This is a genomic window from Vibrio sp. AK197 (assembly GCF_053903115.1).
The window spans coordinates 2,284,885-2,298,517 of the sequence record NZ_CP096430.1; the positions used below are offsets into that span (position 1 = coordinate 2,284,885).

Here is a 13,633-nt window from a genome sequence, read left to right on the forward strand (position 1 = left end):
CGAAAATTGTCGTCTAATGATCTATATTGGTATAGTATAATTCGCACAGAATAAATCAAAACGTTAGGAGCATGACACAATGGGTCTGTTTGACAAACTTAAGAAGCTTGTATCTGATGACAGCGCTGACGCAGGTGCCATCGAGATTATCGCGCCACTTTCTGGTGAAATCGTAAATATCGAAGATGTGCCAGATGTCGTATTCGCTGAGAAGATCGTTGGTGACGGCATCGCGATCAAACCATCTGGTGATAAAATGGTAGCTCCTGTTAACGGTACTATCGGCAAGATCTTTGAAACCAACCACGCGTTTTCAATTGAATCTGACGATGGCGTTGAGCTATTTGTTCACTTTGGTATCGATACTGTTGAGCTTAAAGGCGAAGGTTTCACTCGCATCGCTGAAGAAGGTCAAACAGTGAAAGCTGGTGACACTATCATTGAATTCAACCTTTCTGTTCTAGAAGAGAAAGCGAAATCAACGTTGACACCTGTTGTTATCTCTAACATGGATGAAATCAAAGAGCTGAATAAGCTTTCTGGTTCAGTCACTGTTGGTGAAACGCCTGTTCTGCGCGTAACTAAGTAAACATCGCTTTTACTTAGCAAAGAATACGAAAACGCTGCTCATTGAGCAGCGTTTTTTTGTTGTCTCGTCGTATATTTCTAAGCTAAGCCTAGTGCGTATTTAAGTACTTGCTGCTTAACTGGGCCGGAATGCTCAGCCAACTTCAATGCCGCATTTCGAATAAATTTCACTGGTGGTAGAGAATTACTGAATCCTTTGTAAAACATATCCATTCCCGTTTGCATCATCAAGTTATCCCCACGACGGCGGCGTTGATACTGAGCCAGCGCACCTTCAGACAGCGATTTATCTTGACTGGCTTGCAACAATGCAATCACATCTTTAAAGCCTAAGTTGACGCCCTGCCCCGCAAGAGGATTAATAGTGTGCGCCGAATCACCAACTAATACGCAGTTGTTTTGATAATAACGCTGCGCATGTCGCCTAGTCAGTGGGAAAGCACCGTGACTTAGTACTTTGATATCACCCAACTCTGCCGGAAATGTCGATAATATTTCCTCACGTAACGCTTGTGTTGACAGACGACTTAGCTGCTTTATTTTACTCGGTGAGTCGTACCATACGAGCGAACCTTGATGCCCACATAGAGGTAAAAAAGAACGAGGCCCACGAGGCGTAAATTGCTGCCAAGTAATGTCTTGTTGAGGTAACTCCGTTTCCACAGCGATCAACATGCAGTGCTGACGATAATCCCAAGCGGTGACACCGATATTCGCGATCTCTCGAACTTTTGAGTTTGCTCCATCAGCGCCAACAATCCAAGTGGCGGTATGTACTTCTCCTGACGTTAGCTTTAAACGCGGATATTGCTCACCCAACTCAATACTCGCCAATGTGTCTGGGCACTTGAGCGTCAGATTAGGGTATTGGTTGAATTGCTGCCATAGGCCAAGCTGCAACACTCGGTTTTCAACAATAAACCCTAACTGGTCAAGGTTTAGAGAGTCCGCATGAAAACGAGTGCGACACGCTTGCGTTTCCCAGGTTTCTAAGCGGCGATAAGGGCATACACGCATTGCTTCAATGGCGCTCCAAGCTCCTAGCTGCTTAAGCAACGCGACTGAAGTGTCAGAAATGGCAGAGACACGAATATCCATCGTTTGATCGCTCGAAAACGCCAACGGTTCACGGCCCTCGACCAATAAAACACGTTGCCCTTGCTTTGCAAAACCAATGGCTGTCGCCGCACCGACCATGCCGCCACCAATAACCGCGATATCATATGCGCTCATTTTTTACACTTCATCATGTTGATTTTTGAACAGTTTTTAATTGTACTTTTTCATCACTCAAATGTAACGAAAAACCTTAAGTCCGATAAGGGCAAAGTCCTTACAATACATAGTGTTTGACTGTTTTTCTTTCAACACTAGTCAGTGGGTTTTGAAAGCAGTACAATACGCCGCCTACCGCCGAGAGGGCGGCTATAATTTGAACGAAATGTTCATGGTTTATTGAGAATTAACACGAGCGAAAGTGAGATGAGTAAGAAACTGCTAATTAAGACCTGGGGCTGCCAGATGAACGAGTACGATTCATCAAAAATGGCAGATCTGCTTAACGCCGCGAACGGCTACGAGCTTACTGAAGTTCCAGAAGAAGCAGACGTCCTACTATTGAACACCTGTTCGATCCGTGAAAAAGCGCAGGAAAAGGTGTTCCATCAGCTTGGTCGTTGGAAAAACCTTAAAGATACCAAACCCGGTGTGGTCATTGGTGTCGGCGGTTGTGTTGCCACTCAAGAAGGTGACCACATTCGAGAGCGTGCACCTTACGTTGACGTCATTTTCGGTCCACAAACATTGCATCGCCTTCCAGAGATGATCAGACAATCTCAAAATGATGATGCGCCAGTGATGGATATCTCGTTCCCAGAAATTGAAAAATTTGACCGCTTACCTGAGCCTCGTGCTGAAGGTCCGACGGCGTTTGTTTCAATTATGGAAGGGTGTTCTAAATACTGTACTTACTGTGTAGTGCCTTATACGCGTGGTGAAGAAGTCAGCCGTCCAATGGATGACGTCTTGTTTGAAATCGCTCAACTGGCAGAACAAGGTGTGCGTGAAGTTAACCTTCTGGGTCAAAATGTGAACGCTTATCGTGGTCCAACGTTTGATGGTGATATTTGCTCATTTTCAGAGCTACTGCGCCTTGTCGCATCTATCGATGGTATCGATCGTATTCGTTTCACCACCAGCCACCCGATGGAATTCACCGATGATATTATCGCTGTGTACGAAGACACACCAGAACTCGTGAGCTTTTTACACCTACCGGTACAAAGTGGCAGTGACCGCATCTTAACCATGATGAAACGTCCGCACACTGCGATTGAATACAAATCAACGATTCGTAAACTGCGTAAAGCTCGTCCTGATATTCAAATCAGTTCAGACTTTATCGTTGGTTTCCCCGGTGAAAGCGATAAAGACTTCCAAGATACAATGAAGTTGATTCGCGACGTAGACTTTGACATGAGCTTTAGCTTTATTTTCTCACCTCGTCCTGGTACGCCGGCAGCAGATTACCCTTGCGATGTCAGTGAACAAGAGAAGAAAGAACGCTTGTATGAACTGCAACAGCAGATCAACACTCAGGCAATGCGCTATTCGCGCTTGATGCTCGGCACAGAGCAGCGTATTTTGGTAGAAGGTCCGTCGAAAAAGAACCTCATGGAACTTCGCGGTCGTACCGAAAACAACCGTGTCGTAAACTTTGAAGGCTCGGCTGATCTAATCGGTCAGTTTGTCGATGTGAAAATTTTGGACGTTTTCCCGAACTCTTTACGTGGCGAACTACTGCGTACAGAGAAAGACATGAACCTTCGCGTTGTCACTTCACCAACAGAAATGATGGAGAAGACTCGACGTGAAGACGAACTGGGTGTTGCAACCTTTACGCCTTAAGTTCGTATAAACTGCCATTGGGAACCTGGTCGAGCTCAGGTTCCCTTAAATGGCCATATTGAGAGGCAACATTGAGCAATAAAATTGTAACGCTAGAAATCGATCTAGAACCTTCAGATAACCGCCGACTTGCGAGTCTCTGCGGTCCTTTCGATGACAACATCAAACACTTAGAACGCCGTTTAGGTGTTGAAATTAGCTACCGAGGTAACTTCTTTACGATTGTGGGTAAACCTCACACCTCTGCGGCAGCCCTTGACATCCTCAAGACACTTTACGTCAGTACCGCGCCAGTTAAAGGTCATATTCCTGATATTGATCCTGAAGAAATTCATTTGGCGGTAAAAGAATCTGGTGTCCTTGAGCAAAACACTGAGTCAGAGTTTGACCATGGCAAAGAGGTCTTTATTAAGACCAAAAAAGGGGTCATCAAGCCTCGAACGCCAAACCAAGCTCAATATCTCGTGAATATGGTAACGCACGACATTAGCTTTGGTATCGGCCCTGCGGGTACGGGTAAAACTTACCTTGCCGTAGCAGCTGCCGTAGATGCTTTAGAGCGCCAAGAAGTTCGCCGTATATTATTAACTCGACCGGCGGTTGAAGCGGGAGAGAAATTGGGTTTCCTACCCGGTGACTTAAGCCAAAAAGTCGATCCCTACTTGCGACCGTTGTACGACGCACTATTTGAAATGCTCGGCTTTGAACGCGTCGAAAAGCTGATCGAACGTAATGTTATCGAGGTGGCACCGCTGGCTTACATGCGTGGTCGAACGTTGAATGATGCCTTTATCATTCTGGATGAAAGCCAAAACACCACGGTAGAGCAAATGAAAATGTTCTTAACCCGTATTGGCTTCAACTCTCGAGCCGTCATTACTGGTGATATTACGCAGATAGACTTACCTCGCGGAGCGCGTTCAGGCCTTCGCCATGCGATTGAAGTACTTGGTGAAGTCGATGAAATTTCGTTTAACTTCTTCCAGTCAGACGATGTGGTTCGCCACCCGGTGGTGGCACGTATCGTTAATGCCTATGAAAAATGGGAAGCGCAAGATCAAAAAGAGCGTAAAGCGTATGAGCAGCGCCGACGCGAAGAGCGGGAAGCGAAGTTAGTTGAGAGCCAAACGGCAACCACTCAAGCCCCAGAGAACTCTGATACCATTGAGGAAACCAGTAAATAATGAGTATCGAACTTGATCTGCAACTTGCGGTCGAAACAGAACTTGGTCTGCCACAGGCAGACCAAGTACAACGCTGGTTAGAAGCCGCAATATTGCCGATAAAAGATGAGGCAGAAGTCACAGTTCGCATCGTCGATAGTGAAGAGAGCCAGTCTCTAAACCGAGACTACCGAGGAAAAGATAAACCAACCAATGTGTTATCTTTTCCTTTCGAGGCCCCTCCGGGCATTGAGCTCTCACTATTAGGTGACTTAGTCATTTGTCGACAAGTCGTTGAAAAAGAGGCAGATGAGCAACAAAAACCGCTCATATCTCACTGGGCTCATATGGTTGTACATGGTAGCTTACATCTGCTAGGTTATGATCATATTGAAGATGATGACGCTGAAGTGATGGAATCACTTGAGAGTAAAATCATGCAAGAAATGGGGTTTGACGACCCTTACCTTGCTGAAAAAGAGTAACTTTACTCTTCGCGGATGTCCCCAACACCGCTAAGTTCTTTCACCGAAACCGTGAAATGTAACGATCGTTGGTGACGTCTATGTGTGCTATCACACGTTTGATAGCGAAACGTAAATGAGAAACAATGAACGACGATAATTCGCCCTCTGCGGCAGCAGAAGGAAAAGAAAAGTCTGAAGGTCCGAGTAGAAAGTCCTTCTTTGAACGCCTAAGCCAACTGTTTCAAGGTGACCCAAAAGACCGCCAAGAACTGGTTGATGTGATTCGAGATTCCGAATCAAACGATCTGATAGACCACGACACGCGAGGTATGCTCGAAGGCGTTATGGAAATATCAGAGATGCGAGTGAGAGACATCATGATCCCTCGTTCGCAAATGGTCACCGTCGATCGTGGCAACGATCTCGACGCTCTGGTCACGCTTATTACAGATGCACAGCACTCTCGCTACCCTGTCATAAGCGAAGACAAAGACCATGTTGAAGGCATTCTACTAGCGAAGGACTTACTCAAATATTTGGGCTCCGACAGTGCTGAATTTAACATCGAAGAAGTGATTCGGCCTGCAGTTGTTGTTCCCGGCAGTAAACGGGTTGACCGTCTACTGAAAGAGTTTCGCGAAGAGCGTTACCACATGGCGATCGTGGTTGACGAATTTGGCGGCGTTTCGGGTCTGATCACCATCGAAGATATTCTCGAACAGATTGTTGGGGAGATCGAAGATGAATTTGATGACGAAGAAGAAGTCGAAATTCGTAAACTGTCTAAACATACCTACTCGATCAAGGCGCTGACCACCATCGACGAATTTAACTCGACTTTCGGCACTGACTTTAGCGACGATGAAGTCGACACGGTTGGCGGTTTGGTGATGACCTCGTTTGGCCACCTACCATCTCGTGGTGAAGTTGTTGAAATCGCAGGGTATAGTTTCAAGGTTACCTCCGCCGATAATCGACGTGTTGTCCAGTTGCAAGTCACGGTTCCAGACCAAGAGTCGCTACCAGAGATTGCCGAAGACTAACCCTATCATTCAGCTTAAAAGACTCTCGATGAAAAAAACGCTCTTTCATCGCCTATGGCGGCCCATTGTGGCCGCTTTTGTTGGCGCTAGCACCACTCTTTCTTTTGCCCCTTACCATCTTTGGCCTTTTGCTCTATTAAGCCCATTTATTCTGTTACTGTTGATTTCGCGTCAGAGCCCGAAAGCAGCACTTTGGACGGGGTTTACCTGGGGCCTAGGCCAATTTGCCACCGGCATCAGCTGGGTACATATCAGCATTGATACCTTTGGTGGAATGCCTAAAGCCGCCAGTGTATTGTTAATGACGCTGCTAGTCAGCTATCTTGCCCTCTACCCTGCGTTATTTGCTTGGCTGAGTAACCGCTTTTTTCCACGCCTTTCGCGACACCGCTACTTTTTGGCGATTCCGGTTTTATGGCTAATCACAGATTGGCTACGCGGCTGGGTGATGACGGGATTTCCTTGGCTATGGCTCGGATACAGCCAACTAGAGACGCCTCTTGGTAACTTTGCGCCGCTGGGTGGTGTTGAGCTAGTCACTTATGTGATCATGCTCTGTGCGGCTTCTTTGAGCTACAGCGTTTTGCGTAAGCAGTGGATCACGCTACTGATTCCACTGGTTGTTTTCGCTACTGGCTTTGGCTTAAATGGCGTTGATTGGATCACAACCAGTGAACGTTCGACTAAGTTTGCGCTTATTCAAGGGAATATCGATCAGGCACTTAAATGGGTGCCAAGCCAACGCTGGCCGACCATTTTAAAATATACCGATTTAAGTCGAGAGAATTGGGATGCGGATATCGTTATTTGGCCGGAAGCCGCAATCCCCGCTTTTGAATTTGAAGTCTCTTCATTTCTGGAAACCTTAGACAGTGCAGCTCGTAATAACGACACCGCCCTCATCACAGGCGTGGTTAATCGTGATGAAGATAAACGCTTTTTCAATAGCGTCCTCACTCTTGGCATGACGCCTGAAGAGCCCTATCAATATGATGTTGGGCAGCGGTATCATAAACACCATTTGTTACCATTTGGCGAATTTGTACCTTTTGAAAGTATACTTCGTCCACTCGCGCCATTTTTTAATTTGCCAATGTCTTCCTTTAGTAGTGGCGATTATATCCAGCCAAACTTGATTGCGCATGATCGGCAACTTGCAGCGGCGCTATGTTATGAAATCATTTTCAATGAGCAAGTGCGTGCCAACGTGACTGACGATACCGATTTTATTTTAACACTGTCTAATGATGCTTGGTTTGGACGCTCTATTGGCCCGCTACAGCATATGCAAATCGCGCAAATGCGGGCACTCGAGCTTGGTAAGCCCGTCATTCGCTCAACCAACAATGGCCTAACTGCCGTGACCGATTACAAAGGGCGCATCACCGCGAAATTACCACAGTTCGAAACCGGTGTGCTCAAAGCAGAGGTTCATTCAACCACCGGGCAAACGCCGTACCATCAATTGGGTTCTTGGCCACTTTATCTGCTGTGTTTACTTGCCTTTGTCGTCGCCTGGTGGCGAAGCATTCTTCCTGCCAAGCTCAATGCGAAGCAAGTTAGCTAAGCACTTGATAAAAAAGGCTCCGTTCGGAGCCTTTTTTATTTATGGTTTCAGAGGTTGCCGTGAGAAGTGGTCATTACCACATTCAACACAAGGGGAGATTTCCGTTGGATGAGTGTATTGTGTTTTGTGTCCACAGCGTTCACACACCAAAACACCGAGAGCAATCATATCACCAGTTTGGTACAGGCCCTGATGCTCTAAATCTGAAGAAAGCTCCATCCATTCCAGACGTGTTCTGTCAGTAATATCAAGTAACCCTTGCCAAATGGAATTCGACAACGCCAAATAAAATGGCCCGGATTTGCTCTCTTCATAACTGTCGGTGAACTCTTTCAAGTCTGATTTCAGGTAAGCAGAAATCAGAGCGAGTTCATCTTTAGTGAGGTCATTTGCCGCTTCGACCACTTTACCGGATTGCTCCACCACATGGTTAAGCTCCTCGGGACTCTTTTTTAACGTATCCACTACATTTTTCAACATAGCTTCGTATCCGGTTTTACGATTTGGCATCTTAACCTCCTTTCACTCAAGCTTGAATACGCCGAATATTGCCTGAGCTATTGTTGTACTCGGCGCCTTTAGGTATTCTATGACGATCTATTAGTATCTGTTCAAATTGAACTCACAAATTCCAAGATAATGGATATCATCGATGCAAGACCAATATAACCCGCAAGATATTGAACAAAAAGTTCAACAGCACTGGGAAAACAACAAAACCTTTGTTGTGCAAGAAGACCCAAACAAAGAAAAATTCTACTGTCTCTCCATGTTCCCATACCCAAGTGGTCGACTCCACATGGGGCACGTGCGTAACTATACTATCGGTGATGTTGTTTCTCGATTCCAGCGTCTGCAAGGTAAAAATGTCATGCAACCAATCGGTTGGGATGCCTTTGGCCTACCAGCGGAAAATGCTGCAGTAAAAAACAAAACCGCGCCAGCACCTTGGACCTACGAAAACATCGAATACATGAAAAACCAGCTAAAACTGCTGGGTTTCGGCTACGACTGGAATCGTGAATTCGCCACCTGTACCCCAGAGTACTACCGTTGGGAACAAGAATTCTTCACCAAATTGTACGAAAAAGGCTTAGTTTACAAGCGTACCTCTTCTGTTAACTGGTGTCCAAACGACCAAACCGTACTAGCCAACGAACAAGTTGAAGATGGTTGTTGCTGGCGTTGTGATACTCCTGTAGAACAAAAAGAAATCCCTCAGTGGTTTATTAAGATCACCGCGTACGCTCAAGAACTACTGGATGATCTGGATAACCTAGATGGTTGGCCTGAAATGGTCAAAACCATGCAGCGTAACTGGATTGGTCGCTCTGAAGGTGTTGAGCTTAAGTTTGACGTCAAAGACGGTGGCGAACTCGAAGTGTATACCACGCGCCCTGACACCCTGATGGGCGTTACCTATGTTGGCATTGCCGCTGGCCACCCTCTGGCAGCAAAAGCAGCGCAAAACAATCCAGAGCTTGCCGCCTTTATCGAAGAATGTAAAAACACCAAAGTCGCTGAAGCAGAGTTGGCAACAATGGAGAAAAAAGGCATGGATACGGGCTTAACAGCAATCCATCCTTTAAATGGACGTGAAGTACCTATTTACGTGGCTAACTTTGTGTTGATGGATTACGGCACAGGTGCGGTCATGGCGGTACCAGCCCACGACCAACGAGACTTTGAGTTCGCAACCAAATATGGCATTGAGCTACAACCTGTCATTCTTGCAGCCGACGGCAGTCAACCAAACATCAGCGAAGCCGCTCAGACCGAAAAAGGTGTACTGTTCAATTCTGGTGAATTTGATGGCCTCGATTTTGAACAAGCGTTTAAAGCGATCGCGTCGAAGCTCGAATCCATGGGGAAAGGTAAAACCACGGTGAATTTCCGTCTACGTGACTGGGGCGTTTCGCGTCAACGTTACTGGGGTGCACCAATCCCAATGGTCACCACCGAAGATGGCCAAGTTCACCCGGTACCTGCAGACCAACTCCCAGTTATCTTGCCAGAAGATGTGGTTATGGACGGCGTTACCAGCCCAATCAAAGCAGATAAAGAGTGGGCAAAAACGACCTTTAACGGCGAACCTGCCCTACGTGAAACCGATACGTTTGACACCTTTATGGAATCGTCTTGGTACTACGCCCGTTACTGTAGCCCACAAGCAGATGATATCCTTGATCCAGAAAAAGCCAACTACTGGCTGCCAGTCGACCAATATGTAGGCGGTATCGAACACGCTTGTATGCACTTACTTTACTCGCGTTTCTTCCATAAATTGCTGCGCGATGCTGGTTATGTAAAATCAGATGAACCGTTCAAACAGCTTCTGTGTCAAGGCATGGTATTGGCAGATGCTTTCTACCATACCAACGAAAAAGGCACAAAAGAGTGGGTTTCACCGACTGATGTACGTGTTGAGCGTGATGGTAAAGGCCACATAACGTCAGCCATTGATCACCAAGGCCGTCAAGTTGAGCACTCAGGCATGATCAAAATGTCTAAGTCCAAAAACAACGGTATCGATCCACAAGAAATGGTTGATAAATACGGTGCCGACACCGTACGTCTGTTCATGATGTTTGCATCACCGGCTGACATGACCCTTGAATGGCAAGAATCTGGCGTTGAAGGCGCAAACCGCTTCCTAAAACGTGTTTGGAAATTGGTAAAAGAGCACACCGATAAAGGCGTTGCAGAGAGTGTCGATACATCGGCCTTAAGCGGTGACCAGAAAGCGCTGCGTCGTGATGTTCATAAAACTATCGCAAAAGTGTCTGATGATATTTCACGTCGTCAAACCTTTAATACTGCGATTGCAGCGATCATGGAACTAATGAACAAGTTAGCCAAAGCGCCGCAAGAGTCTGCTCAGGATCGTGCCATTTTAGACGAAGCCCTGAAAGCGGTTGTTGCAATGCTATACCCAATTACTCCGCACGTATGTTTTGAAATGTGGGTCGCATTGGGCGAAAGCAACATCGACAGCGCGACATGGCCTTCATATGACGAAAAAGCCTTAGTTGAAGATGAGAAACTGATCGTCGTTCAGGTTAACGGTAAGCTACGTGCGAAATTGACGGTTGCTGCAGACGCCAGCAAAGAGCAAGTAGAAAGCCTTGGTCTAAATGACGAAAACGTTGTGAAGTTCACAGAAGGAAAAACTATTCGTAAAGTGATTTACGTACCGGGTAAACTTCTGAACATCGTTGCGAACTAATCACGTAAAATAACGTCTATGACTAAGACCTTGCGGCAGCAACTTCCGCAAGGTGAAAGTGATTCAACAGGGTGGCAAGTCCGCCCTGTTTATTTATCTTAGTTTATTGCATCACCAGTAATTTAAGATAAATAATGCCTAACACAGAGAGCCATTAATTCATGCGACTGATTTCTATGCCTGCCATTAAGTTAACCTGTATTCTGATATTGTCTTCCCTCCTCACCGCATGCGGCTTTCACCTAAGAGGTGACTATTCAGTTCCAAGCGAACTGCACGCGATGTCACTGACGAGCTATGACCAATACAGTGCCTTTACGCGCATGGTACGTAGCCAACTTCGCATGAACGAAATAGACATCGTGTCACCAGGTAAAGACATTCCTAATTTACACTTGATCAGTGAAAGTGTCGGTGAACGTACGCTATCGCTGTACCAAAATACACGAGCAGCAGAAAAAGAGCTGACGCTAAGAACCTCATACCGAGTTACAGTACCGAATTTGGGTAGCAAAACCCTTTCGACCAGCGTAACGCGAAGCTATCTAGATAACCCTTTGACAGCCCTTGCTAAATCCGTCGAACGCGACATGCTTGAGGATGAAATGCGCCAAGTGGCGGCTTCGCAAATTATTCGTCAAATGGCGCGCCTTAAAGCCGATATTTCTGCGAATGAAATTCAAACCGATATTCAAGAGAAGCAGATTGAATTAAATGACGAACAATACGACGTGAAGACCAGTGCAGGCTCAGAGTCCGTTGAACCCGAAACTCCGTCAGAGACGCAGCAATAAGAGGTCACGATGCGAATTTTCGCCGATCGATTAGCTGAACACCTGAGCAAATCGCTGCAGCCAGTTTATCTACTGTTTGGTAACGAGCCGTTGCTACTTCAAGAGTCAAAAGAAGCGATCCGCCACACCGCGATGGCTCAGGGTTTTGAAGAACGTCACCGCTTTGGCGTCGATACCAGTTTTGATTGGAACTCACTCTACGACTGCTGCCAAGCCATGAGTCTATTTTCTGCTCGGCAGTTAATCGAAGTGGAACTCCCTGAAACGCTCACCACGGCAATGACCAAAGAATTGGTTGCGTTAGCCGATATGTTGCACCAAGACATTACCTTGGTCGTTATCGGTACCAAGCTGACCAAAGCGCAGGAAAACAGCAAGTGGTACAAAGCGTTAATGGTCAATGGCTGCCACGTAAACTGCTTATCTCCTGACCAACAACGCTTACCACAATTTGTTCAGACCCGCTGTCGACAACTCGGACTCCAAGCGGATGCCCAGGCCGTTCAAATGCTCGCACAGTGGCATGAAGGAAACCTGCTTGCGCTAGTACAGAGCCTTGAAAAGCTGCTGCTACTCTATCCGGATAAGCAGCTCAATTTGGTTCGGCTTGAAGAGTCGCTGAGTCGCCACAACCACTTCACCCCTTTTCACTGGTCAGACGCATTGCTCGCCGGAAAAGCGAAGCGTGCTCAGCGAATATTACGTCAGTTGGAGGCGGAAGGTGTTGAAATCACGATCTTGGCGCGAACCATTCAAAAGGAACTTATCCTTCTTACTCAACTACAGAGCCAAGCTCGGCATACCCCGTTGGCGCAACTGTTTGAACGTCATCGAATTTGGCAATCTAAGCGCCCGATTTATTCAGCGGCCATAAACCGCCTTTCGGTTACACGTTTACACCAATGCTTACAAACCCTCGCGCAATTAGAGATCGTCAGCAAAACTCAATATGAGGAGTCGGCTTGGCCATTACTCCATCAATTGAGCACCGAGATCTGCATGCCACAAGTGCAATTTACTAAAGCATGATATACTGCGCCGCCGCAAAAAAGTGGGTAAGTTAAGTCATTAGAGGATCAGATATTGTTACATCAAGATTTAAAAAACTTTCTAGCAGACAAAGCAGACGACATGAAAGCGCAAAACATCGTTACCCTCGATGTAACTGACAAGTCGAGTGTTACTGATTACATGATTATCTGCACCGGTACATCTAAGCGTCATGTTGCTTCTATCGCCGACCATGTGGCCAGCGAAGTGAAACAGGCAGGCCTTGAACCGCTGGGTATTGATGGCGAAAAAGAAGGCGAATGGGTCGTTGTTGATATGGGCAGCGCCATGTTGCATGTGATGCAGGAAGAGTATCGCGAGTTATACCAACTTGAGAAACTGTGGAACTAAAGCATGAAAATCCAGCTAATCGCGGTGGGAACCAAAATGCCCAAATGGGTTGAAGAAGGTTTTCAAGAGTATCGCCGCCGCTTTCCCCATGACATGCCACTTGAACTTATCGAAATTCCGGCTGGCAAACGAGGGAAAAACGCGGATATCGCGCGGATTTTGCAAAAAGAAGGTGACGCGATGCTGGCAGCGGTACCGAAAGGCAACCGCATCGTCACGTTGGATATTCCCGGAAAGCGCTGGGATACCGAACAATTGTCTCAGCAGCTTGAAGCGTGGAAGTTAGATGCCCGTGATGTATCAATTCTTATCGGCGGTCCGGAAGGTCTGTCACCGGCATGCAAAGCCGCAGCGGATCAGAGCTGGTCATTGTCCCCCCTGACGCTGCCTCATCCCCTAGTGCGTATTGTGATGGCTGAAAGCCTATACCGCGCATGGAGCATTACCGCTAATCATCCATATCATCGAGAATAGCCT

At 46.7% G+C, this 13,633-nt stretch carries 13 protein-coding genes; 11 read left to right on the forward strand and 2 right to left on the reverse strand.

The window, feature by feature from the left end:
• The first annotated feature begins 79 nt into the window (after positions 1-79).
• The gene (crr, locus tag M1D72_RS17640) at positions 80-589 is read left to right on the forward strand and encodes a PTS glucose transporter subunit IIA (RefSeq protein ID WP_390189046.1); all 510 of its coding nucleotides are present in this window, start codon (positions 80-82) and stop codon (positions 587-589) included.
• A 77-nt stretch (positions 590-666) separates the two neighbouring features.
• On the opposite strand, the gene M1D72_RS17645 is transcribed toward crr, so the two are convergent.
• The gene (locus M1D72_RS17645; RefSeq protein WP_456296047.1) at positions 667-1,821 is read right to left on the reverse strand and encodes a 2-octaprenyl-3-methyl-6-methoxy-1,4-benzoquinol hydroxylase; all 1,155 of its coding nucleotides are present in this window, start codon (positions 1,819-1,821) and stop codon (positions 667-669) included.
• Positions 1,822-2,070: 249 nt separating this feature from the next.
• On the opposite strand from M1D72_RS17645, the gene miaB reads away from it, so the two are divergent.
• From miaB to lnt, 5 genes are all read left to right on the forward strand, one after another.
• Positions 2,071-3,495 (forward strand): tRNA (N6-isopentenyl adenosine(37)-C2)-methylthiotransferase MiaB, encoded by a 1,425-nt coding sequence (miaB, locus tag M1D72_RS17650; protein WP_456296048.1) that lies wholly within the window; start codon positions 2,071-2,073, stop codon positions 3,493-3,495.
• A gap of 71 nt (positions 3,496-3,566) precedes the next feature.
• Entirely contained in the window at positions 3,567-4,679 is a 1,113-nt protein-coding gene (locus M1D72_RS17655; protein WP_456296049.1) for a PhoH family protein, read from the forward strand.
• A complete protein-coding gene (gene ybeY / locus M1D72_RS17660) occupies positions 4,679-5,143 on the forward strand; it encodes an rRNA maturation RNase YbeY (protein WP_456296050.1) in 465 nt (154 codons plus the stop codon). Before M1D72_RS17655 ends, ybeY begins: the two co-directional genes overlap by 1 nt.
• Before the next feature lie 125 nt (positions 5,144-5,268).
• Complete coding sequence (gene corC / locus M1D72_RS17665; RefSeq protein WP_390189041.1) at positions 5,269-6,168, forward strand: CNNM family magnesium/cobalt transport protein CorC; 900 nt, start codon at positions 5,269-5,271, stop codon at positions 6,166-6,168.
• 28 nt (positions 6,169-6,196) lie between these two features.
• Positions 6,197-7,735, forward strand: coding sequence for an apolipoprotein N-acyltransferase (gene lnt, locus M1D72_RS17670; RefSeq protein WP_456296051.1), 1,539 nt, complete (start codon positions 6,197-6,199; stop codon positions 7,733-7,735).
• Between the two features lie 39 nt (positions 7,736-7,774).
• Here lnt and M1D72_RS17675 read toward each other — a convergent pair whose 3' ends face one another.
• Positions 7,775-8,245, reverse strand: coding sequence for a zinc ribbon-containing protein (locus M1D72_RS17675; RefSeq protein WP_390189012.1), 471 nt, complete (start codon positions 8,243-8,245; stop codon positions 7,775-7,777).
• Positions 8,246-8,387: 142 nt separating this feature from the next.
• Here M1D72_RS17675 and leuS point away from each other — a divergent pair, with 142 nt between their 5' ends.
• From leuS to rlmH, 5 genes are all read left to right on the forward strand, one after another.
• Positions 8,388-10,961, forward strand: a complete 2,574-nt coding sequence (leuS, locus tag M1D72_RS17680; protein WP_456296052.1) for a leucine--tRNA ligase — start codon at positions 8,388-8,390, stop codon at positions 10,959-10,961.
• Between the two features lie 161 nt (positions 10,962-11,122).
• Positions 11,123-11,755 (forward strand): LPS-assembly lipoprotein LptE, encoded by a 633-nt coding sequence (locus M1D72_RS17685; RefSeq protein WP_456296053.1) that lies wholly within the window; start codon positions 11,123-11,125, stop codon positions 11,753-11,755.
• A gap of 9 nt (positions 11,756-11,764) precedes the next feature.
• Positions 11,765-12,784: a DNA polymerase III subunit delta gene (gene holA / locus M1D72_RS17690; protein ID WP_456296054.1), complete on the forward strand. Its 1,020-nt coding sequence runs from the start codon at positions 11,765-11,767 to the stop codon at positions 12,782-12,784.
• Between the two features lie 54 nt (positions 12,785-12,838).
• The gene (gene rsfS, locus M1D72_RS17695) at positions 12,839-13,156 is read left to right on the forward strand and encodes a ribosome silencing factor (RefSeq protein WP_390189008.1); all 318 of its coding nucleotides are present in this window, start codon (positions 12,839-12,841) and stop codon (positions 13,154-13,156) included.
• A gap of 3 nt (positions 13,157-13,159) precedes the next feature.
• A complete protein-coding gene (gene rlmH / locus M1D72_RS17700) occupies positions 13,160-13,630 on the forward strand; it encodes a 23S rRNA (pseudouridine(1915)-N(3))-methyltransferase RlmH (protein WP_390189007.1) in 471 nt (156 codons plus the stop codon).
• The last annotated feature ends 3 nt before the right edge of the window (positions 13,631-13,633 follow it).